Source organism: Streptomyces sp. NPDC057682, from assembly GCF_042799575.1.
In the GTDB taxonomy this organism is placed as follows: Bacteria; Actinomycetota; Actinomycetes; order Streptomycetales; family Streptomycetaceae; genus Streptomyces.
Map to the genome: position 1 here is coordinate 562,315 of NZ_JBHVIN010000002.1, position 19,958 is coordinate 582,272.

Annotated in this window: 15 protein-coding genes; 9 read left to right on the forward strand and 6 right to left on the reverse strand. The window is 72.6% G+C overall.

The features are described from left to right. Window positions 1-45 precede the first annotated feature (45 nt). The gene (gene pepN, locus ACFVDM_RS05205; protein ID WP_383633429.1) at window positions 46-2,622 is read left to right on the forward strand and encodes an aminopeptidase N; all 2,577 of its coding nucleotides are present in this window, start codon (window positions 46-48) and stop codon (window positions 2,620-2,622) included. Between the two features lie 68 nt (window positions 2,623-2,690). Here pepN and alc read toward each other — a convergent pair whose 3' ends face one another. From alc to ACFVDM_RS05230, 5 genes are all read right to left on the reverse strand, one after another. After that, complete coding sequence (alc, locus tag ACFVDM_RS05210; RefSeq protein ID WP_383633432.1) at window positions 2,691-3,830, reverse strand: allantoicase; 1,140 nt, start codon at window positions 3,828-3,830, stop codon at window positions 2,691-2,693. A gap of 59 nt (window positions 3,831-3,889) precedes the next feature. After that, a complete protein-coding gene (locus tag ACFVDM_RS05215; RefSeq protein WP_383633435.1) occupies window positions 3,890-4,828 on the reverse strand; it encodes a LysR family transcriptional regulator in 939 nt (312 codons plus the stop codon). Window positions 4,829-4,936: 108 nt separating this feature from the next. Next, window positions 4,937-5,164, reverse strand: coding sequence for a hypothetical protein (locus ACFVDM_RS05220; protein WP_383633438.1), 228 nt, complete (start codon window positions 5,162-5,164; stop codon window positions 4,937-4,939). A gap of 20 nt (window positions 5,165-5,184) precedes the next feature. Then, window positions 5,185-7,329: a 4-alpha-glucanotransferase gene (malQ, locus tag ACFVDM_RS05225; RefSeq protein WP_383633441.1), complete on the reverse strand. Its 2,145-nt coding sequence runs from the start codon at window positions 7,327-7,329 to the stop codon at window positions 5,185-5,187. Further along, window positions 7,330-7,629, reverse strand: a complete 300-nt coding sequence (locus ACFVDM_RS05230) for a hypothetical protein (protein WP_383633444.1) — start codon at window positions 7,627-7,629, stop codon at window positions 7,330-7,332. A gap of 310 nt (window positions 7,630-7,939) precedes the next feature. Here ACFVDM_RS05230 and ACFVDM_RS05235 point away from each other — a divergent pair, with 310 nt between their 5' ends. Next, a complete protein-coding gene (locus ACFVDM_RS05235) occupies window positions 7,940-10,948 on the forward strand; it encodes a beta-N-acetylglucosaminidase domain-containing protein (protein ID WP_383633447.1) in 3,009 nt (1,002 codons plus the stop codon). Between the two features lie 37 nt (window positions 10,949-10,985). Here ACFVDM_RS05235 and ACFVDM_RS05240 read toward each other — a convergent pair whose 3' ends face one another. Continuing rightward, window positions 10,986-11,522: an HNH endonuclease gene (locus tag ACFVDM_RS05240; protein ID WP_383633449.1), complete on the reverse strand. Its 537-nt coding sequence runs from the start codon at window positions 11,520-11,522 to the stop codon at window positions 10,986-10,988. A 375-nt stretch (window positions 11,523-11,897) separates the two neighbouring features. On the opposite strand from ACFVDM_RS05240, the gene ACFVDM_RS05245 reads away from it, so the two are divergent. From ACFVDM_RS05245 to ACFVDM_RS05275, 7 genes are all read left to right on the forward strand, one after another. After that, window positions 11,898-12,968, forward strand: a complete 1,071-nt coding sequence (locus ACFVDM_RS05245) for a mechanosensitive ion channel family protein (protein ID WP_383633453.1) — start codon at window positions 11,898-11,900, stop codon at window positions 12,966-12,968. Between the two features lie 162 nt (window positions 12,969-13,130). After that, window positions 13,131-14,366: an ROK family protein gene (locus tag ACFVDM_RS05250; RefSeq protein WP_383633456.1), complete on the forward strand. Its 1,236-nt coding sequence runs from the start codon at window positions 13,131-13,133 to the stop codon at window positions 14,364-14,366. Between the two features lie 108 nt (window positions 14,367-14,474). Further along, window positions 14,475-15,812 (forward strand): ABC transporter substrate-binding protein, encoded by a 1,338-nt coding sequence (locus ACFVDM_RS05255; RefSeq protein ID WP_383633459.1) that lies wholly within the window; start codon window positions 14,475-14,477, stop codon window positions 15,810-15,812. A 10-nt stretch (window positions 15,813-15,822) separates the two neighbouring features. Further along, window positions 15,823-16,764, forward strand: a complete 942-nt coding sequence (locus tag ACFVDM_RS05260; protein ID WP_383633462.1) for a carbohydrate ABC transporter permease — start codon at window positions 15,823-15,825, stop codon at window positions 16,762-16,764. 1 nt (window position 16,765) lies between these two features. Continuing rightward, window positions 16,766-17,665 carry a carbohydrate ABC transporter permease gene (locus ACFVDM_RS05265; protein ID WP_383633465.1) on the forward strand — a complete coding sequence of 300 codons (900 nt, stop codon included), beginning with the start codon at window positions 16,766-16,768 and terminating at the stop codon, window positions 17,663-17,665. A gap of 3 nt (window positions 17,666-17,668) precedes the next feature. Then, window positions 17,669-18,934 carry a 6-phospho-beta-glucosidase gene (locus ACFVDM_RS05270; protein WP_383633468.1) on the forward strand — a complete coding sequence of 422 codons (1,266 nt, stop codon included), beginning with the start codon at window positions 17,669-17,671 and terminating at the stop codon, window positions 18,932-18,934. Then, window positions 18,925-19,899, forward strand: coding sequence for an N-acetylglucosamine kinase (locus ACFVDM_RS05275; protein WP_383633471.1), 975 nt, complete (start codon window positions 18,925-18,927; stop codon window positions 19,897-19,899). Before ACFVDM_RS05270 ends, ACFVDM_RS05275 begins: the two co-directional genes overlap by 10 nt. Window positions 19,900-19,958: the final 59 nt, after the last annotated feature.

Here is a 19,958-nt window from a genome sequence, read left to right on the forward strand (position 1 = left end):
CGTGGAAGGATGACCGGAAACATCACAGAGCAAGGAGATGACCGCGTGCCTGGCACGAATCTGACCCGCGAAGAGGCACAGGAGCGGGCGCGCCTGCTGACCGTGGACGCGTACGAGATCGATCTCGACCTCTCGGGGGCGCAGGCGGGCGGGACCTACCGGTCCGTCACCGTCGTGCGCTTCGACTCCGCCGAAGCCGGTGCGGAGACCTTCATCGACCTGGTCGCCCCCGCGGTGCACGAGGTCGAGCTGAACGGCACGGCGCTGGACGTCGCCGCCGTGTTCCGTGACTCGCGCATCACCCTGCCGCGGCTGCTGGCGGGCTCCAACGAGCTGCGGGTCGTTGCTGACTGCGCGTACACCAACACGGGCGAGGGGCTGCACCGCTTCGTCGACCCGGTCGACGAGCAGGCCTACCTCTACACGCAGTTCGAGGTCCCGGACGCGCGCCGGGTCTTCGCGAGCTTCGAGCAGCCGGACCTCAAGGCGACCTTCCAGTTCACCGTGAAGGCCCCGGCGGGCTGGACCGTGATCTCCAACTCGCCGACGCCCGAGCCGAAGGACGACGTCTGGACGTTCGCGCCGACGCCGCGCATCTCCTCGTACATCACGGCGCTGATCGTCGGTCCGTACCACGCGGTGCACAGCAGTTACGAGAAGGACGGCCGGACCGTTCCGCTCGGCATCTACTGCCGTCCCTCGCTCGCCGAGTTCCTGGACGCGGACGCGATCTTCGACGTGACGCGGATGGGCTTCGACTGGTTCCAGGAGAAGTTCGACTACGCGTACCCGTTCGAGAAGTACGACCAGCTCTTCGTCCCGGAGTTCAACGCGGGCGCGATGGAGAACGCGGGCGCGGTGACCATCCGCGACCAGTACGTCTTCCGTTCCAAGGTGACGGACGCGGCGTACGAGACGCGGGCCGAGACGATCCTCCACGAGCTGGCCCACATGTGGTTCGGCGACCTGGTCACCATGGAGTGGTGGAACGACCTCTGGCTGAACGAGTCGTTCGCCACGTACACCTCGATCGCGTGCCTGGCGGACGCAGAGGGCTCGCGGTGGCCGCACTCCTGGACCACCTTCGCCAACTCCATGAAGACGTGGGCCTACCGGCAGGACCAGCTGCCGTCGACGCACCCGATCATGGCCGACATCCGTGATCTGGACGACGTCCTCGTCAACTTCGACGGCATCACGTACGCCAAGGGCGCCTCGGTCCTCAAGCAGTTGGTGGCGTACGTCGGCATGGACGCGTTCTTCCAGGGCGTGCAGGCGTACTTCAAGGCGCACGCGTTCGGGAACACCCGTCTCGCCGATCTGCTGGGCGCGCTGGAGAAGACGTCGGGCCGCGATCTGCGGACCTGGTCGAAGGCGTGGCTGGAGACCGCCGGCATCAACATCCTGCGCCCGGAGATCGAGGCGGACGCCGAGGGGCGTCTCACCTCCTTCCACGTGCTCCAGGAGGCGCCCGCGCTGCCCGCGGGCGCGAAGGGCGAGCCGACGCTGCGTCCGCACCGGATCGCGATCGGCTTCTACGACCTCGACGGGGCCGGGAAGCTGGTGCGCACCGAGCGGATCGAGCTGGACGTGGACGGCGCGCGCACCGAGGTGCCGTTCCCGGCCGGTACGAAGCGTCCGGCCGTGGTCCTGCTGAACGACGACGACCTCTCGTACGCGAAGGTCCGGCTGGACGAGGAGTCCCTGCGGGTCGTCACCGAGCACCTGGGCGACTTCACCGCGTCGCTGCCGCGCGCGCTGTGCTGGGCGTCGGCCTGGGACATGGTCCGTGACGGGGAGCTGGCCACCCGCGACTACCTGGAGCTGGTGCTGTCCGGTGTCGGCAAGGAGACGGACATCGGTGTCGTCCAGTCGCTGCACCGCCAGGTGAAGATGGCGCTGGACCAGTACGCGGCGCCGGAGTGGCGCGAGGCGGGGCTGGGCCGCTGGACCGAGGCGACGCTGGCGCATCTGCGCGCGGCGGAGCCGGGCAGCGACCACCAGCTGGCCTGGGCCCGTGCCTTCGCGGCCACGGCCCGCACCCCGCAGCAGCTGGACCTGCTGCGGGCGCTGCTGGACGGCACGGAGACCGTCGAGGGTCTGGCCGTCGACACGGAGCTGCGCTGGGCGCTGGTCGAGCGGCTGGCGGCGACCGGGCAGTTCGACGAGCCGGCGATCGACGCGGAGTACGCGCGCGACCGTACGGCGGCGGGCGAGCGGCACGCCGCCGCGGCCCGTGCGGCGCGTCCGCTGGAGGACGCGAAGGCCGAGGCGTGGGCGTCGGTCGTGGAGTCCGACAAGCTGCCGAACTCCCTCCAGGAGGCGGTCATCGCGGGCTTCGTCCAGACCGACCAGCGTGAGCTCCTGGCCCCGTACGCGGAGAAGTTCTTCGCCTCGGTGAAGGATGTCTGGGACGCGCGCAGCCACGAGATGGCCCAGCAGGTCGCGATCGGCCTCTACCCGTCGCTCCAGGTCTCGCAGGAGACCCTGGACGCCACGGACGCCTGGCTGGCCTCGGCGGAGCCGGGAGCGGGTCTGCGCCGGCTGATGTCGGAGTCCCGCTCCGGCATCGAGCGGGCGCTGAAGGCGCGCGCGGCGGACGCGGCGGCGGCGACCGCGTAGGCAGGACGCCCCCCAGGTACGCGTAAGGGGCACCCCTCCAGAAGGGTGCCCCTTACTCATGCACAGCGTCAGACGCTCGACTCCTCGTAGCGGGCGGTCAGTTCCGCCGTGCCGGATTCGGTGAGGGAGCCGTGCAGGCGCATCCGGGCGACCCCTCCGTCGGGGAAGGCGTCGAGACGGACGTGGGTGACGACGGCCTGGGCGTGCAGCGGGAAGCGGTGGAGGGTGTCGGGCTGGAGCCGGGTGCGCGGGATGATCTCGAACCACTCCCCCGTCTCGCCGTTGCGGCCCTGGAGGGCGATCCAGCCGGCGGCGTTGCCCTTGAGGTAGGCGGTGTCGATCTCGACCGCGCGGACGGCGCCCTGGGCGGGCAGCCGGAAGCGGACCCAGTCGTTCGTGTCGCGGACCCGGCGGCGGCGGTTCTCCCAGCCGTCGTCCATCTTGCGGGAGGTGCCGGGCAGGATGATCTGGGTCGGCGAGGAGTAGAAGCGGTCCGAGGCGTCCTCGCAGCTGCCGCCGTTGAGGACCGAGATCAGGTCGAAGGTGCCGAGGGCGGCGAGCCAGGCCGGGTCGGGGACGACCTCGCCGTGCACGCGCAGCCGGGCGATGCCGCCGTCGGGGTGCTGGCACAGGCGCAGATGGGTGTAGCGGCGTCCGCCGGTGATCTCGAAGCCGTTGGCGGCGTGGCCGCGTACCGGGGTCGGCGGGACGATCTCCTCCCACTTCACGTCGTCGGCGAGGAGGGCGTCGGGGCCGGGCGTGCCGGGGACGGACGTGGCCTGGACGGAGACGCGCTGCGGGTAGTTGCCCCGGAAGTGCGCGGTGTCGACGACGAGACCGCGGACGATGCCGGGGGCGCCGAGGCGAATCAGGGCCCAGTCGTGCTCGTCCGGGGCGGGGAACGGGTGGGCGGCGTCCGCGCCGCGCCGGCGGCGGGTCTCCCAGCCGTCCATGATCTTGCCCTTGTGACCGAAGCGCTCGGGGTCGAAGACCGCGCGTTCGCGGACCAGCAGGTTCTCTCGTTCGGCGAAGAACTCGTCGTTGGCGGCGATGACGCCCGCGCCGAGCCGGCGGTCGGCGAGGTCGACGAGATGGGTGAAGGGGAGCTCGGCGGTGCGGTAGTCGGCGTAGGGGTCACCTCCGCCGTACGGGGCCGCGTCGTTGGCGTGGGGGTCCTCGGGGTGGGTGGCGTCCTGCTGCAGGGTCATGCGGTCACTGTTCTACGGCCCGGGGCCCCGGGTCCATCGAAAGTTTCCGCACAGACCGTTCAGTCCTCCTGAACGGTCGGCGGCGGGGTGTGGGGTGCGGCGACCGTGCGCAGGGCGTCGAGCACCCGCGCCACCGCGGGCCCCGACTCGGCTCCCCGGCGGACCGCGGCGACCACATGGCGGCGGGGCCGGTCGGCGTCCAGGGCCCGCATGACCACCCCGTCGCGTGCCTGTCGTTCGGCCGAGGCCATGCGCGGTACCAGCGCGACCCCCATCCCCGCCTCGACCAGGGCGAGGATCGCGGTCCAGCCGGAGGCGCTGTGGGCCTGCTCCGGGACGAAGCCGGCGGCCTCGCAGGCGGCCGTGGTGATCTCCGACCAGGGGCCGGAGCCGCCGAAGATCCAGGGTTCGGCCGCGAGGTCGGCGAGCCGGAGCCCGGGGGCGGCGGCGAGCGGGTGTCCGGTCGGCAGCGCCACGTCCAGCGGGTCCGCGAGCAGCGGCAGCACCGTGAAGCGGGGGTCGCGGGCGGTCGGTGCGTGCGCGGCCAACGAGAGCGCCACGTCCACGTCCCCGGCGGCGAGGAGTTCGTACGCCTGGGCGGCCTCCGCCTCCCGCACCCGGATGTCCGGCCCCGGGCGTTCCGCCGCGCGCAGTCGCTGCACGGCGGGCACCACCAGGGCGGGGACGGCGGTGGCGAAGGCGGCGACCCGCACCTCGCCGGCCTCACCGCTGCGGTAGCCGGCCAGTTCGGCGTCGGCGCGCTCCAGTTCGGCGAAGACGGCGTCGGCGTGGCGCAGCACGAGATGGGCGGCGTCGGTGAGGCGGACGCGCCGGCCCCGTGCCTCCAGGAGTGGGACGCCGAGCTGCCGGGAGAGGCCGGAGAGCTGCTGGGAGACGGCCGACGGGGTCATCCGCAGCGCCTCGGCGGCGGCGGTGACGGTGCCCCGCTCGTGCAGGGTGCGCAGGACGCGGAGCTTCCTGACGTCCCACTCGGTCATGGGCCCGGCCCTTCCGGACGGACCCGCGCCCCGGGTCCGGACAGCCGCGTGCGCCGCGCGGTACGGGTGTACCGGCGGCGCACGCGTGGAGTCCCGGGGCCTGTCGCTCTAGGCCTTCTTGGACTTGTCGAGGACCATGACCAGGCCCGCGATGACCGCGAACAGGACGATGGGCGCCACGACGAACAGACCGATCGTGTCGATCACGCTCAGGCCGGAACCGGGGTCGTCACCGTCGTCGCGGGTGAGCGCGAGCGCGGGGGACGACATCAGCAGCATCATCAGCGTCGTTCCGGCGGCGACGGCGCCGGCGCGCATAGCGTTCTTCTTGTCCACGGTGCAAACGTAGCGAACGCCTACGCGGGCCGCGCGCCCGGGGGTGCCGTACGGGGTGCGAGGGCGTCCATCAGCCGGTGCAGACGGGGTGAGGCGGCCAGTTCCTCCAGGGTGACGGGGCGGCCCTCGGCGTCGGCGACCGGCAGCCGCCAGTTGGGGTACTGGTCCCAGGTGCCGGGGAGGTTCTGCGGGCGGCGGTCCCCGACCGTGTCGGGCAGCCACACCCCGGTCATCCGGGCGGGGGTGCGGAGCAGGAATCGGTGGACGGCCCGGACGGCGGCCTCCTCGTCGTCGGTGCCCTCGGGGAGCAGACCGAGGCGGGTGAGCAGCGCGAGCCATTCCGCGGTGTCGGCGCCGTCCTCGGTGCGCTCCTGCTCCAGGGGGCGGGTGAGCAGGCCGAGGCGGTGGCGGAGCGTCACATGGTCGCCGGTGAGCCGGGCCGCGGTGGACGGCAGGTCGTGGGTGGTGGCGGTGGCCAGGCAGTCCTCGCGCCAGTCCTCGGGGGCGAGCGGGCGGCCGGTGCCCGACCAGTCCCGCTCGAACCAGAGCACGGAGGTGCCGAGGACGCCGCGGCGGGCGAGCGCCTCGCGGACGCCGGGCTCCACGGTGCCGAGGTCCTCCCCCAGGACGACGGTGCCGGCCCGGTGGGCCTCCAGGACGAGGACGGCGAGCATGGCCTCGCCGTCCTGGGAGACGTAGGTGCCCTCGGTCGGCGGGCGGCCCTCGGGCACCCACCAGAGCCGGAACAGTCCCATGACGTGGTCGATGCGCAGGGCTCCGGCGTGGGTGAGGAGCCCGCGCAGCAGTCCCCGGAACGGGGCGTAGCCACGGGCGGCGAGGGCGCTCGGGTTCCACGGAGGCAGGCCCCAGTCCTGGCCGTGCGCGTTGAAGGCGTCCGGCGGCGCGCCGACGGACATGCCGAGGGCGAAGACGTCCTGCTGGGCCCAGGTGTCGGCGCCGCCGGGGTGGACGCCGACGGCGAGGTCGTGGACGATCCCGACGGCCATTCCGGCGTCCTCGGCGGCGCGCTGGGCGTCGGCGAGCTGGCAGTCGGTCAGCCAGGCGAGCCGGCAGTGGTGGTCGACCCGGTCCATCAGTCCGGCGCGGGCGCGGGCGGTCTCCTTGGAGCGCGGGTCGCGCAGTCCGGCCGGCCAGGTGTGCCAGTCGGAGCCGTGCGTCTCGGCGAGGGCGCACCACAGGGCGTGGTCGTCGAGGGCCTGTCCCTGGGTGGCCAGGAAGTCGCAGTAGGCAGCCCGGCGGCCGGGGGTGAGGGGAACCTCCAGGATGTGGTCGAGGGCCTGCCGCTTGAGGGCCCAGACGGCGTCCCGGTCGATCAGCGCGCCCTTGTCGAGGACGGCCCGGCCGAGTTCGTCGGCGCGTCTGCGCAGGGTGGCGAGGGCGGCCGGGTCGGCCACGTGCCCGTACTCCGGCACGGCCTCGACGCGCAGGTGCACGGGGTCGGGGAAGCGCCGCGAGGAGGGGCGGTAGGGCGAGGGGTCGGTGGGGGTGCCGTGCACCGCCGCGTGCAGGGGGTTGACCTGGACGAAGCCTGCGCCGAAGGCGCGGCCGGACCAGGCGGCGAGGTCGGCCAGGTCGCCGAGGTCGCCCATGCCCCAGGAGCGGGCGGAGAGCAGGGAGTAGAGCTGGACGAGGAAGCCGTGGCTGCGGCGGGGCGGCTGCGGGACGCGGGCGGGGGCGACGATGAGCGTGCGGCTCTCGACGCGGGCCCCGGAGGAGCGCAGGGTCAGCCGGTGGATGCCGAGGGGCGGCGGGGTCCACCAGCGGGGCGGTGGGGCGGTCCGGCCGGAATCCTGGCCGGAAACCGTCGGCGCCGCGCCCGTGGCGGGGACGCGCATCGGGGGCGGCGGGGGCGCGACGGGGTCTTCGAGGCGCACGGTCAGCTCGGTGCCGGGCGGCAGCGCGGTGAGGGCGGCCGGCAGGGGTTCGCCGTCCCACACCACCACGGTGTCCGGGAGCAGCCGGGACGCGGCGGCGGCCTCGGCGGCGGCCAGGGCGTCCCGTACCGCGTCGGGGGTGGTGGCGTCGACGCCGAGGGCGGCGAGCACGGCGACGACGGTTCCCTCGGGGACCGGCACGGTGACATCGGCGGACGGGGAGAAGGAGGTGGCGACGCCGTGCAGGGCGGCGAGCCGGGACAAGCCCATTCAGACTCCTGGGGGTTGCGTGCCCTCCGCGCGCGGGCCGGGCACGGCCGCGAAGGCGGCGCCGCCGGAGGAGGCCGGCTCGCTGGTCAGCGGGGCGAGGACGGCGAGCGGGGGTTCGCTGGTGAGCGGGGTGGCGTCGGCGAGCGGGGGCTCGCTGGTCAGGGGTATGGCGTCGGCGAGCGGTGCCTCGCTGGTGAGCGGGGAGGGGACGACCGTGGCCGGGGACGCGCTGATCAGCGGCGGGGAATCCGGCACCTGCGGGGACAGGGCGGAGAGCAGAAGCTGCGCTGCGGCGGGCATGGGGGCCTCCTGGCCGTGGAGAACAGGACACAGCAGGCCTACCCCGCGGACACGTCCGCAGACGTAGGCGTTATGACAACGAGTTCAACGTGCTCCGGGTCACATTCCGTTCCCCGGACGCCGATTGCCCGTAAGACGTCCTCCGATTTCGGCCATTCGGCGCCGTCTTTCGCGTGTACGGGTGCCCTTCCCGCCTCGTTCACCCCGCGTGCCACATCGGGCATTTGCACCACAACGACCACGCGCATTGACACCCTCGCGCGCGGGTGGTGGGCTCGGAGCCCACCGGCGGGAAGCGAGGGAGACAGGCATGCGGCTCAGGCGCAGGAAGCACGCGACGGCGGTCGCCGTGGCCGTGCTCGGCGGGCTGCTCTCCGCCGGCACCCCGGCCGCCGTCGCCGCCCCCTCGCCGCCCGGTACGCCCGCCGTCACCACGCCCGACCGCGAGGACGGCACCGCCCCGCCCGCCGTCTGGCCGCGGCCGCAGAGCATCACGGCGGCCGGTTCGGCGGTCCGGCTCTCCGACGAGGTGACGCTGCTGGCCGCCGACGGGGCCGATCCGTACGCGGTCACCGCGCTGCGCCGGGTGCTGGGCGACGCCGGGGTCCGCACCGTCTCCACGGAGCCGTCCGGGAAGGGCCCGGTGATCCGGTTCGGCGGAACCGGCGCCGAGGAGGCGCTGCGCGCCCTGCACGCGCCGGAGCGCGCCGATCTCCCCTCCGGCGGCTACCGGATCGCGGTCGGCAGGGTCGCCGGCCGGGACACCGTCGCCGTGGACGGGGTGGGCGAGGACGGGCTGTTCCACGCCGTGCAGACACTGCGTCAGCTGATCACGGACGGGCGCGTCGCCGGGGTCACGGTCCGCGACTGGCCGGCCGGCGGGGTCCGCGGGATGACCGAGGGCTTCTACGGGCAGCCCTGGTCGCAGCAGGACCGGCTGGCCCAGCTGGACTTCATGGGGCGCACCAAGCAGAACCGGTACCTCTACGCGGCGGGCGACGATCCGTACCGCCAGGACCGCTGGCGCGACCCGTACCCCGCCGACCGGCGCACCGACTTCCGGGCGCTGGCCGAGCGGGCCGCCGCCGAGCATGTGACGCTCGGCTGGGCGGTGGCACCGGGCCAGTCGATGTGTCTGTCGTCGGACCACGATCTGAAGGCGCTGACGAAGAAGATCGACGCCATGTGGGCGCTCGGGTTCCGGGTGTTCCAGGTGCAGTTCCAGGACGTCAGCTACAGCGAGTGGCACTGCTCGGCCGACGCGGACACCTTCGGCCGCGGCCCCGAGGCGGCGGCCCGCGCGCAGGCCCGGGTGGTGAGCGCGGTGGCCCGGCATCTGGCGGAGCGTCATCCGGGGGCGGAACCGCTGTCGATGATGCCGACGGAGTTCTACCAGGACGGGGCGACGGACTACCGCACGGCGCTCGCCCGCGAGCTGGACCCGGGTGTGCAGGTGGCCTGGACCGGGGTCGGGGTGGTGCCGCGGACCATCACCGGCGGCGAACTGGCCGGGGCGCGCACCGCGTTCCGCCATCCGCTGGTGACCATGGACAACTACCCGGTCAACGACTACGCGCAGGACCGGATCTTCCTCGGCCCGTACACCGGCCGCGATCCGGCCGTCGCCATCGGCTCGGCGGCGCTGCTGGCCAACGCGATGGAGCAGCCGTCCGCCTCGCGGATACCGCTGTTCACCGCGGCGGACTTCGCCTGGAACCCGAAGGGGTACCGGCCGCAGGAGTCCTGGCAGGCGGCCCTGGACGACCTCGCGGGCGGCGACGCCCGCAGCCGGGACGCGCTGCGCGCGCTGGCGGGCAACAGCACGGGATCGGTGCTGGGCGGCGACGAGTCGGCCTACCTGCGTCCGCTGCTGGACGCGTTCTGGTCCTCCCGCAGGCCCGAGGGCGCGGCCGGCCGTGCGGAGGCGGCCCGCCGGCTGCGCGCGGCGTTCACGGTGATGCGCGAGACCCCGCAGCGGCTGGCCGGGCTGGCCGGTGGGCGGCTCGACGACGAAGTGCGGCCGTGGAGCGAGCAGTTGTCCCGCTACGGCCGGGCCGGGGAACTGGCCGTGGATCTCCTCACGGCGCAGGCGCGCGGGGACGGGGCGGCGGCCTGGCAGGCCTCGCTGGCCCTGGAGCCGGCGGTCCGGGCGGTGAAGGCGGGCGGTGCGACCGTCGGCAAGGGGGTGCTCGGCCCGTTCCTGGACCGGGTGCGCAAGGAGGCCGACGCCTGGACCGGTTCGGACCGGGACCGGGGCGAGGTGACCCGGGCACCGGGCAGTTACACGGTGCGGCTGGACCGGGTCCGCCCGCTGGAGGCGGTCACCGCGATGACGGAGCCCGGCGGCGAGGTGCCGGCGGCCGGGACGACCGTCCAGGCCCATGTGCCGGGCGAGGGCTGGCGCGCGCTGGGCACCCTGTCGGCGAGCGGCTGGACCCAGGCGTCCGGCGAGGGCCTGCGGGTCGACGCGGTCCGGATCAGCTGGCCGTCCGCCACCCCCGTGATCGTCACCCCGCCGCCCCTGGTCATTCCGCCGCTGGCGGGCGCCGCGCCGTCCGCCGGGGCGGTGGCGCCCACGGTGCGGGCGCTCGTGCCGTGGTTCGGTGACGAGCCGGTGGCCCGGCTCGATCTGGAGCGCGGCGAGACGGACGCGGAGATCGGCGGCGGTCCGCAGAAGGTGGCGGCCCGGCTCTCGGCCCGGCGCCCGGCCGAGGTGCGCGGGGCGCTCACCGCGAAGGCGCCGAAGGGCATCGAGGTGCGCCTGCCCAAGCAGACGACCGTCCCGCGCGGCTCCCGTACCGAGGTGCCGGTGGAGATCACCGTCCCGGCCGGGACGCCCGCCGGGGCGTACGAGGTCCCGCTCTCCTTCGGCGCCGAGGAGACGACGCTGACCGTCCGCGCCTTCCCCCGTACGGGCGGGCCCGATCTGCTGCGGACGGCCACCGCGTCCTCGTCCGCCGACGAGACCCCGGACTTCCCGGCCTCCGCCGCGAGCGACGGGGACCCGGAGACGCGGTGGTCCTCACCGGCCGAGGACGGCTCCTGGTGGCAGGCCGAGCTGCCCGAGCCCGCCCGGGTGGGCCGGGTGGTGCTGGACTGGCAGGACGCGTACGCCTCCCGCTACCGCATACAGGTCTCGGCGGACGGCCGCACCTGGCGCACGGCGGCCACCGTCCGGGACGGCCGGGGCGGGCAGGAGTCGGTCCGGATGGACGCGAAGGACACCCGCTTCCTCCGCGTCCAGGGCGACGGGCGCGCCACCGAGTACGGCTACTCGCTCTGGTCGGTCCGGGCGTACGCGGTGGCGGACGCCCCGTAGACGCGGCCGTCCGCCGAAAGACGCGATGGCCCGGATCTCAGGCGGACACGCCGTCGATCCGGGCCATCGCGTCATCGGCGCCGAAGGGTTGCAGATAGGGCAGCCAGCGCGGGTCGCGATGGCCCGTGCCGATGATCCGCCAGGCCAGTCCGGTGGGCGGGGCGGGCTCCTGGTGGAGCCGCCAGCCGAGCTCGGGCAGATGGCGGTCGGCCTTGACGTGGTTGCAGCGGCGGCAGGCGGCCACCACGTTGTCCCAGGCGTGCTGTCCGCCGCGGCTGCGCGGGATGACGTGGTCGACGCTGGTGGCGGCGGCGCCGCAGTACATGCAGCGTCCGCCGTCCCGGGCGAAGAGCGCCCGGCGGGTCAGGGGGACCGGTCCCCGGTAGGGGATGCGCACGAACCGCTTCAGACGGACCACGCTGGGGGCCGGGACGACGCGGGTGGCACTGTGCATGAAGGCACCGGACTCCTCCAGGCAGATGGCCTTGTTCTCCAGGACGAGGACGAGTGCGCGGCGGAGCGGTACGACGCCGAGCGGCTCGTACGACGCGTTGAGAACCAGGACATGCGGCACGTGGACGCCTCCTTGTACGCCGGCGGCGCGTGGCTCGCGCCGGGACGATCCGGTCTCAGTCTCCCCTCCTGCCTGGTCGGAGCGCCACCACGTGCGGGTAACGGGCTGGAGGGATTTTTCTCCGGAGTGCCGCGTTCCGGGTGCCGCCACGCGCCGGATCAGGCGCGTGCGCGCCCCTCGGGCCGGGCGCGTGTGCGGTGTGCGATCGGCCACAGGGCGCCCGCGCGCCCGTCGTCGCGCCGCCCGCGCCACGCCCCGCCGGCCTCGTCCGTCTCCCCGAGTGAGCCGTGTCTCTCCCGTCGATCACGGCAACCGGCCATTCCGGTTACCCCGTTAGTGTGGTTGTCCCGCGCTCGTCCAACCGGAGGTCTCACCGTGTCCCTGTCCGCCCTGTTGGCCGCCGCACCGTCGCCCGAGCCGGGTGGCTCGCTGGACGAGGCGGCGAAGCAGGCCGGCAACGCCGCGGGGTGGGTCGAGGAGAACTGGTCCACCTGGCTCAACACCGGTCTGCGGATCGTGCTCATCGCCGCCATCGCCGTCGCGTTGCGCATTCTGGTCCGCCGCGCCCTGACCAAACTCATCGAACGGATGAACCGCAGCGCCCAGGCCGTGGAGGGCACCGCGCTCGGCGGGCTGCTCGTCAACGCGGAGCGGCGCCGGCAGCGCTCGGAGGCGATCGGTTCCGTTCTGCGCTCGGTCGCCTCGTTCCTGATCCTCGGCACCGCCGCCCTGATGATCCTGGGGGCCTTCCAGATCAATCTGGCCCCGCTGCTGGCCTCGGCCGGTGTCGCGGGCGTCGCGCTCGGCTTCGGCGCCCGCAATCTGGTCACCGACTTCCTCTCCGGCGTCTTCATGATCCTTGAGGACCAGTACGGCGTCGGCGACACCATCGACGCGGGCGTCGCCTCCGGCGAGGTCGTCGAGGTCGGACTGCGCGTCACCAAGCTGCGCGGCGACAACGGCGAGATCTGGTACGTCCGCAACGGCGAGGTCAAGCGGATCGGCAACCTCAGCCAGGGCTGGTCCACCGCGGGCGTCGACGTCCAGGTCCGCCCCACCGAGGACCTGGAGCGGGTCCGCGAGGTGATCACCGAGGCCGCCGCCGCGATGGCCAAGGAGGACCCCTGGACCGAGCGCCTGTGGGGCCCGGTCGAGGTGCTGGGCCTGGACGCGGTCCTGCTCGACTCCATGACGGTCCGGGTGAGCGCCAAGACCATGCCCGGCAAGTCCGTGGGTGTGGAGCGCGAACTGCGCTGGCGCATCAAGCACGCCTTCGACCGGGCGGGCATCCAGATGATCGGCGAGATCCCCGCGCAGTCCGACGCGCCCTCCCCCGCCGACCCCACCGCGGGCATGTCCGCCCCCTCGGCCTTCGCCTCGGCGACCTCCCCGCAGTCCCTGGCGACGACCCCGATACCGCCGTCGTCGCCGAACATGGCGAAGTAGCCGCCGCTTTCCCTTTCTCCCGATGGCCCGTACCGGCCCAGGTAACGCTTTGGTTGCCGGCCCGGTGCGGGCCATTGACGCTTCGGTGACCTGCGCCCTACCGTCCTCTCACCGAATAGGAAAGTTTCCTAACAGAGGTCGACAGAGGGCAGGTGCAGTGACATGGCCGGGACCACACCGGGCACCCCCCGCGTTCTGCGGGCCATGAACGACCGGGCCGCCCTCGATCTGCTGCTGGAGCACGGACCGCTGTCGCGGACCAGGATCGGAAAGCTGACGGGGCTGTCCAAGCCGACCGCCTCGCAGCTGCTGGCCCGTCTGGAGGCGGCCGGGCTCGTCGTGGCGACGGGGACGGCGGCCGGGCGGCCGGGGCCGAACGCGCAGCTGTACGCGGTGAACGCGTCGGCGGCGCATGTGGCCGGACTCGATGTGAACGCGCAGCGCATCGTCGCCGCCGTGGCCGATGTGACCGGCGAGACGGTCGGGGAGTTCGAGCTGCGGACCCCCGGGCGGGCCCCCGGACGGCGCGCCGACAGTGTGGTGGGCCAGGTGACGCGGGCGCTCGACGGGGCGGTCAAGGAGGCCGGGCTGACCCGCTCCGACGTGCACCGGGTCGTCATCGGCACCCCGGGGGCATTCGATCCGGGGACCGGGCGGCTGCGGTACGCCTCGCACCTGCCCGGCTGGCATTCCCCCACGCTCCTGGACGAGCTGGCCGCCTTCCTGCCGATGCCCGTCGAGTACGAGAACGACGTCAACCTCGTCGCGGTGGCCGAGCAGCGGCGCGGCGCGGCGCGGGGCCACGACGACTTCGTCCTGCTGTGGAACGAGGAGGGCCTGGGCGCCGCCCTCGTCATCAACGGCCGGCTGCACCGGGGCTTCACCGGCGGCGCCGGGGAGGTCGGCTTCCTGCCGGTGCCGGGCGCCCCGCTGGTCCGCCAGGTCACCAAGGCCAACGCGGGCGGCTTCCAGGAGCTGGCCGGTGCCCAGGTGCTGGCCAGGCTGGCGCGCGAGCTGGGCATCGACGACGAGGCGGTCCGCGCCGGCGGCACCCACCACGAGATCGCCGCCGGGCTGGTGGAGCGGGCGGCCGCGTCCGTGGAGCGGGGCTACGAGGGGCCGTACAGCGTGCTGCTCGACCGCTATGCCACGGGGCTGGCCACCGGCCTCGCCTCCCTCGTCGCCGTCCTCGACCCCGAGGTCGTCGTGCTCTCCGGCGAGCTGATCGCCCGCGGCGGCGAACCGCTGCGGCTGCGCATCGCCGCCGAGCTGGCCGAACTCGCCGCGTCCCGGCCCCGGCTGATCGCCGGCCGGGTCACCCACCGTCCCGTCCTGCGCGGCGCGTTGGAGAGCGCCCTCGTCACCACCCGCGACGAGGTCTTCGACACCTCGCGCTGACCGCCCGGCCCCCGGGCCACCCCCGCACCCCCCTCGTACCTCTCGTATCGCTCGTATCTCTCTCGCAGGTCCCTTCCCCGTCCCAACCCTTCCCCGGGAGACACCACCATGTCCGGAAACCGCCGGAAGCCGGTCGCCGCGCTCGCCGTGACCGCCGCGATAGCCCTGTTCGCCTCCGCCTGTACGGGGCAGAGCGACTCCGGTGCCAGTGATGACGCGTCCAAGGAGACGACCATCAACTTCTGGCACGGCTGGAGCGCCCCGAGCGAGGTGAAGGGCATCGAGGCGACGATCACCGCCTTCGAGAAGGCGCACCCCAACATCCATGTGAAGGTCGTCGGCAACATGACCGACGACAAGATCAACCAGGCGCTGCGCGCGGGCGGTTCCAAGGCGCCGGACGTCGTCTCCTCGTTCACCACGAACAACGTCGGCAAGTTCTGCTCGTCGAAGGCGTTCGTCGACCTCAACCCGTTCCTGAAGAAGGACGGCATCGACGCGGACGCGACCTTCCCGAAGGCGATGAACGAGTACACGCAGTTCAACGGCGTGCGCTGCACGGTGCCGCTGCTGGGTGACGCGTACGGCCTGTACTACAACAAGGACGCGTTCAAGGCGGCCGGGATCGCGAGCCCGCCGAAGACCTGGTCGGAGTTCGCGGCCGACGCGAAGAAGCTGACGAAGACCAAGGGCGACACGTACGAGCAGCTCGGCTTCATGCCGAACTACCACGGGTACGAGTCGACGACCGAGCACTACCTCGGCAGCTGGAACCCGGCGTACTTCGACGCGGACGGCAAGTCGAACATCGCGAAGGACCCGGCGTTCGCCGCGATGCTCACCAACCAGAAGAAGCTGGTCGACTCGCTCGGCGGCTACGCGAAGCTGGAGAAGTTCCGGACCGGCTTCGGCGACGAGTGGGGTGCCAAGCACCCGTTCCACACGGGCCAGGTGGCCATGCAGCTGGACGGCGAGTGGCGGCTCGGCATGGCCGAGGAGACCAAGCCGAAGTTCGAGATCGGGGTCGCCCCGATGCCCGTTCCCGACGCGGACGCCGCCGACTACGGCAAGGGCTATCTGACGGGCACGATCGCCGGGATCGCGGCCACCTCCAAGAAGCAGAACGCGGCCTGGGAGCTGGTCAAGTTCATGACGACCGACACCGACGCGGTCGTGAACTTCGCCAACGCCATCCACAACGTGCCCTCCACGCTGGAGGCGCTGAAGTCGCCGAAGCTGAAGTACGACCCTCGCTTCAAGACCTTCCTGGACATCGCCGCGAACCCGAAGTCGACGACCACCCCGCCCTCGGTGAACGGCGGCGCGTACCTCACGTCCCTGCAGAACCTCGGCTTCGACGTCGAGAAGGGCAAGCAGACGGACATCGCGGCGGGTCTGAAGAAGACCGCCGAGGAGATCGACGCGGCGATCGACCAGGCGAAGTAGAGCCGGAACGATGAGCACGTACACACTCCGTTCGAAGCGCCGCCGTGCGGCGCTTCGAACGGCGGCCTTCATGTCGCCGTGGCTGATCGGGTTCTGCGTCTTCTTCGCCTACCCGCTGATCTCCACGGTCTACTTCTCCTTCACCAGTTACGACGGCTTCACGCCCCCCGAGTTCAGCGGGCTGAAGAACTGGTCGTTCGTCTTCAACGACTACCCGATGTTCTGGCCGGCCCTGCGCAACACGCTCTGGCTGGTCGTGGTCATGGTGACCTGCCGGGTGGTGTTCGGACTCGGCGTCGGCATGCTGATCACCAAGATCAAGACGGGTGCCGGGGTCTTCCGGACGCTCTTCTACCTGCCGTACCTGGCGCCGCCGGTCGCCGCGACCCTGGGCTTCGTCTTCCTGCTCAACCCGGGCACCGGACCGGTCAACTCGATCCTGGGCGAGCTCGGGCTGGGCACGCCCGGCTGGTTCACGGACGCCACCTGGTCCAAGCCGGCCCTGACCGCGCTGGCGGTCTGGGGGGTGGGCGACCTGATGGTGATCTTCATGGCCGCGCTGCTGGACGTACCCAAGGAGCAGTACGAGGCGGCGGAGCTGGACGGGGCCGGCTCGTTCCAGCGGTTCCGCTTCGTCACGCTGCCGAACATCTCGCCGATCATCATGTTCGCCGTGGTCACCGGCATCATCCAGACGATGCAGTACTACACGCAGCCGCTGGTGGCCGGAAAGGTCGCCTCGGGCGTGATGGGCGGCTCCGGGCAGCAGTTCGAGCCCGGCTATCCCGACAAGTCGACGCTGACCCTTCCGCAGCTCGTCTACAACCTCGGCTTCCAGCGCTTCGACTACGGCTCCGCCTGTGTGATCGCGCTCGTCCTCTTCGTCCTCGCCATGGCGTTCACCGCACTGCTGATGCGACGCCGCAGCGGACTGATCCAGGCAGGTGACTGACATGGCGCAGGTCCTCGACACCCCCCGGACGGCGGGCCCCGCCGCCCCGGAGACCCCGGCCGCCCGCACGGCCCGCCGCAAGGCGCTGCTGCACTGGATCGGTGTGCACTCCCTCGGCGTCGCGGCGGCGCTCTTCTTCGTGCTGCCCTTCGTCTTCCTCGTACTCACCTCGCTGATGAGCGACCAGCAGGCGCTCACCCGGGATCTGTGGCCACATCCCTTCGAATGGAGCAATTACAAACAGGTATTCGAAACAGATGGCTTTCTCACCTGGTGGCGGAACACCCTGCTGTACGCGGGTCTGGGCACCGTCCTCACGGTGGTGTCCTCGCTGCCCGTGGCGTACGCGCTCGCCAAGTTCCGCTTCCGCGGCCGGCATCTGTCGCTGATGCTCGTCATCTCGATGATGATGCTGCCGCCGCAGGTCGTCGTGATCCCGATGTACCTGTTCTGGGCCAAGCAGATGGACATGTCCGGCACGCTCTGGCCGCTGATCATCCCGATGGCGTTCGGCGACGCGTTCTCCATCTTCCTTCTGCGCCAGTTCCTGCTGACCATCCCGAACGAGTACCTGGACGCGGCGAAGGTCGACGGCTGCGGCGAACTGCGCACCCTGCTGCGCGTCGTCGTGCCGATGGCGAAGCCCGGGATCGCCGCGGTCGCCCTCTTCCAGTTCTTCTACGCCTGGAACGACTACTTCGGACCGCAGATCTACGCCTCCGAGAACCCGGGGGCCTGGACACTCAGCTATGGACTGGAGTCCTTCAAGGGCGCGCACCACACCGACTGGAACCTGACCATGGCCGCGACCGTTCTGGTCATGGCCCCTGTGATCGTCGTCTTCTTCTTCGCACAGAAGGCCTTTGTCGAGGGCGTCACACTGACCGGAGTAAAGGGCTGAAGCATGAAGCTCGCAGTAGTGGGTGGCGGGTCCACCTACACCCCCGAACTGATCGACGGATTCGCGCGGCTGCGCGACACCCTGCCGGTCGAGGAGCTGGTGCTCGTCGACCCGGCGGCCGACCGGCTCGACCTCGTCGGCGGGCTCGCCCGGCGGATCTTCGCCAAGCAGGGCCACCCGGGGCGGATCGTCACCACCTCGGACCTGGACGCGGGCGTCGCCGACGCCGACGCCGTCCTGCTCCAGCTGCGCGTGGGCGGCCAGGCCGCCCGCAACCAGGACGAGACCTGGCCGCTGGAGTGCGGCTGCATCGGGCAGGAGACCACCGGGGCCGGCGGCCTCGCCAAGGCCCTGCGCACCGTCCCGGTCGTCCTGGACATCGCCGAGCGGGTCCGCCGCACCAATCCGGACACCTGGATCATCGACTTCACCAACCCGGTGGGCATCGTCACCCGGGCGCTGCTCCAGGCCGGCCACAAGGCCGTCGGTCTGTGCAACGTGGCGATCGGCTTCCAGCGCAAGTTCGCCCGGCTGCTGGACGTGGCCCCCGCCGAGGTCCACCTGGACCACGTCGGGCTCAACCACCTGACCTGGGAGCTGGGGGTGCGCCTCGGCGGCCCCCAGGGGGAGAACGTGCTGCCCCGGCTGATCGCCGAGCACGGCGCCGCGATCGCGGACGATCTGCACATGCCGCGCGCGATCGTCGACCGGCTGGGCGTCGTCCCCTCGTACTACCTGCGGTACTTCTACGCGCACGACGAGGTCGTGCGGGAACTGGGCACCAAGCCCTCGCGGGCGGCCGAGGTGGCCGCGATGGAGAAGGAACTCCTCGCGATGTACGGCGATCCGGCGCTGGACGAGAAGCCCGAGCTGCTCGCCAAGCGCGGCGGCGCCTTCTACTCGGAGGCGGCCGTGGACCTGGCGGCCTCGCTGCTGGGCGGCGGCGGTTCGACGCACCAGGTGGTCAACACGTACAACAACGGCACGCTGCCGTTCCTGGCGGACGACGCCGTCATCGAGGTGCAGGCGAAGGTCGACGGCTCGGGCGCGACGCCGCTCGCCGTGGACACCGTGGACCCGCTGTACGCGGGCCTGATCGCCGATGTCACCGCGTACGAGGACCTGGCGTTGCGCGCCGCGCTGCACGGGGGCCGCGACCGGGTGTTCAAGGCGCTGCTGGCGCACCCCCTGATCGGCCAGTTCGAGTACGCCGAGGCGCTCACCGACAAGCTGATCGCGCACAACCGGGAGCACCTTTCGTGGGCGTGAACGGTTCCGTCCTCGCGATCGACGCGGGGAACAGCAAGACCGATGTGGCCCTCATCGGTACGGACGGCACCGTGCTGTCCACGGCCCGCGGCGGCGGCTTCCAGCCTCCGGTGGTCGGCATCACGACGGCGGTGGACGTGCTGGGCGCCGCGGTGGAGCGGGTGCTGGCCGCGGCCGGCCCGGACGCGGGGCCGGTGGCCCATGTGTCGGCCTGTCTCGCCAACGCCGATCTGCCGGTCGAGGAGGAGGAGCTGACCGAGGCGCTGCGGGAGCGCGGGTGGGGCGACACCGTGGAGGTGCGCAACGACACGTTCGCGATCCTGCGGGCCGGCGTCGACGAACCGCGTGGGGTCGCCGTGGTCTGCGGCGCGGGGATCAACTGCGTCGGCATGGTGCCGGACGGGCGGACCGCGCGCTTCCCCGCGATCGGCCGGATCTCCGGTGACTGGGGCGGCGGTTCGGGGCTGTCCGAGGAGGCGATGTGGTTCGCCGCGCGCGCCGAGGACGGCCGGGGTGAGCCGACCGAGCTGGCCCGGACGCTGCCGGCCCATTTCGGCCTGGACTCGATGTACGCGCTGATCGAGGCGCTGCACCTGGGCCGGATCGAGGGCGCGCGTCGCCATGAGCTGGCGCCGGTGCTCTTCGCCACGGCGCGGGACGGCGACCCGGTGGCCCGCGCGCTGGTGGACCGGCTGGCCGACGAGGTCGTGGCGCTGTCCTCGGTCGCGCTGTCCCGGCTGGGGCTGCTCGACGAGGAGGTTCCGGTGGTGCTGGGCGGCAGCGTGCTCGCCGCCCGTCATCCGCAGGTCGACGACCGCATCGCCGAACTGCTCGCCGCGCGCGCCCCGAAGGCCGTGGTGCGGGTGGTGACCGAGTCCCCCGTGCTGGGCGCGGGGCTGCTGGGCCTGGACCACACGGGCGCGGCGCCCGAGGTGCACAGCAGGCTGCGCGCGCAGTACGTCTGACGTCGCGTCGTCCTCTCCTCCGCACCGTTCACCCCGGGCGCCCCGCCGCCCGCCGGCCC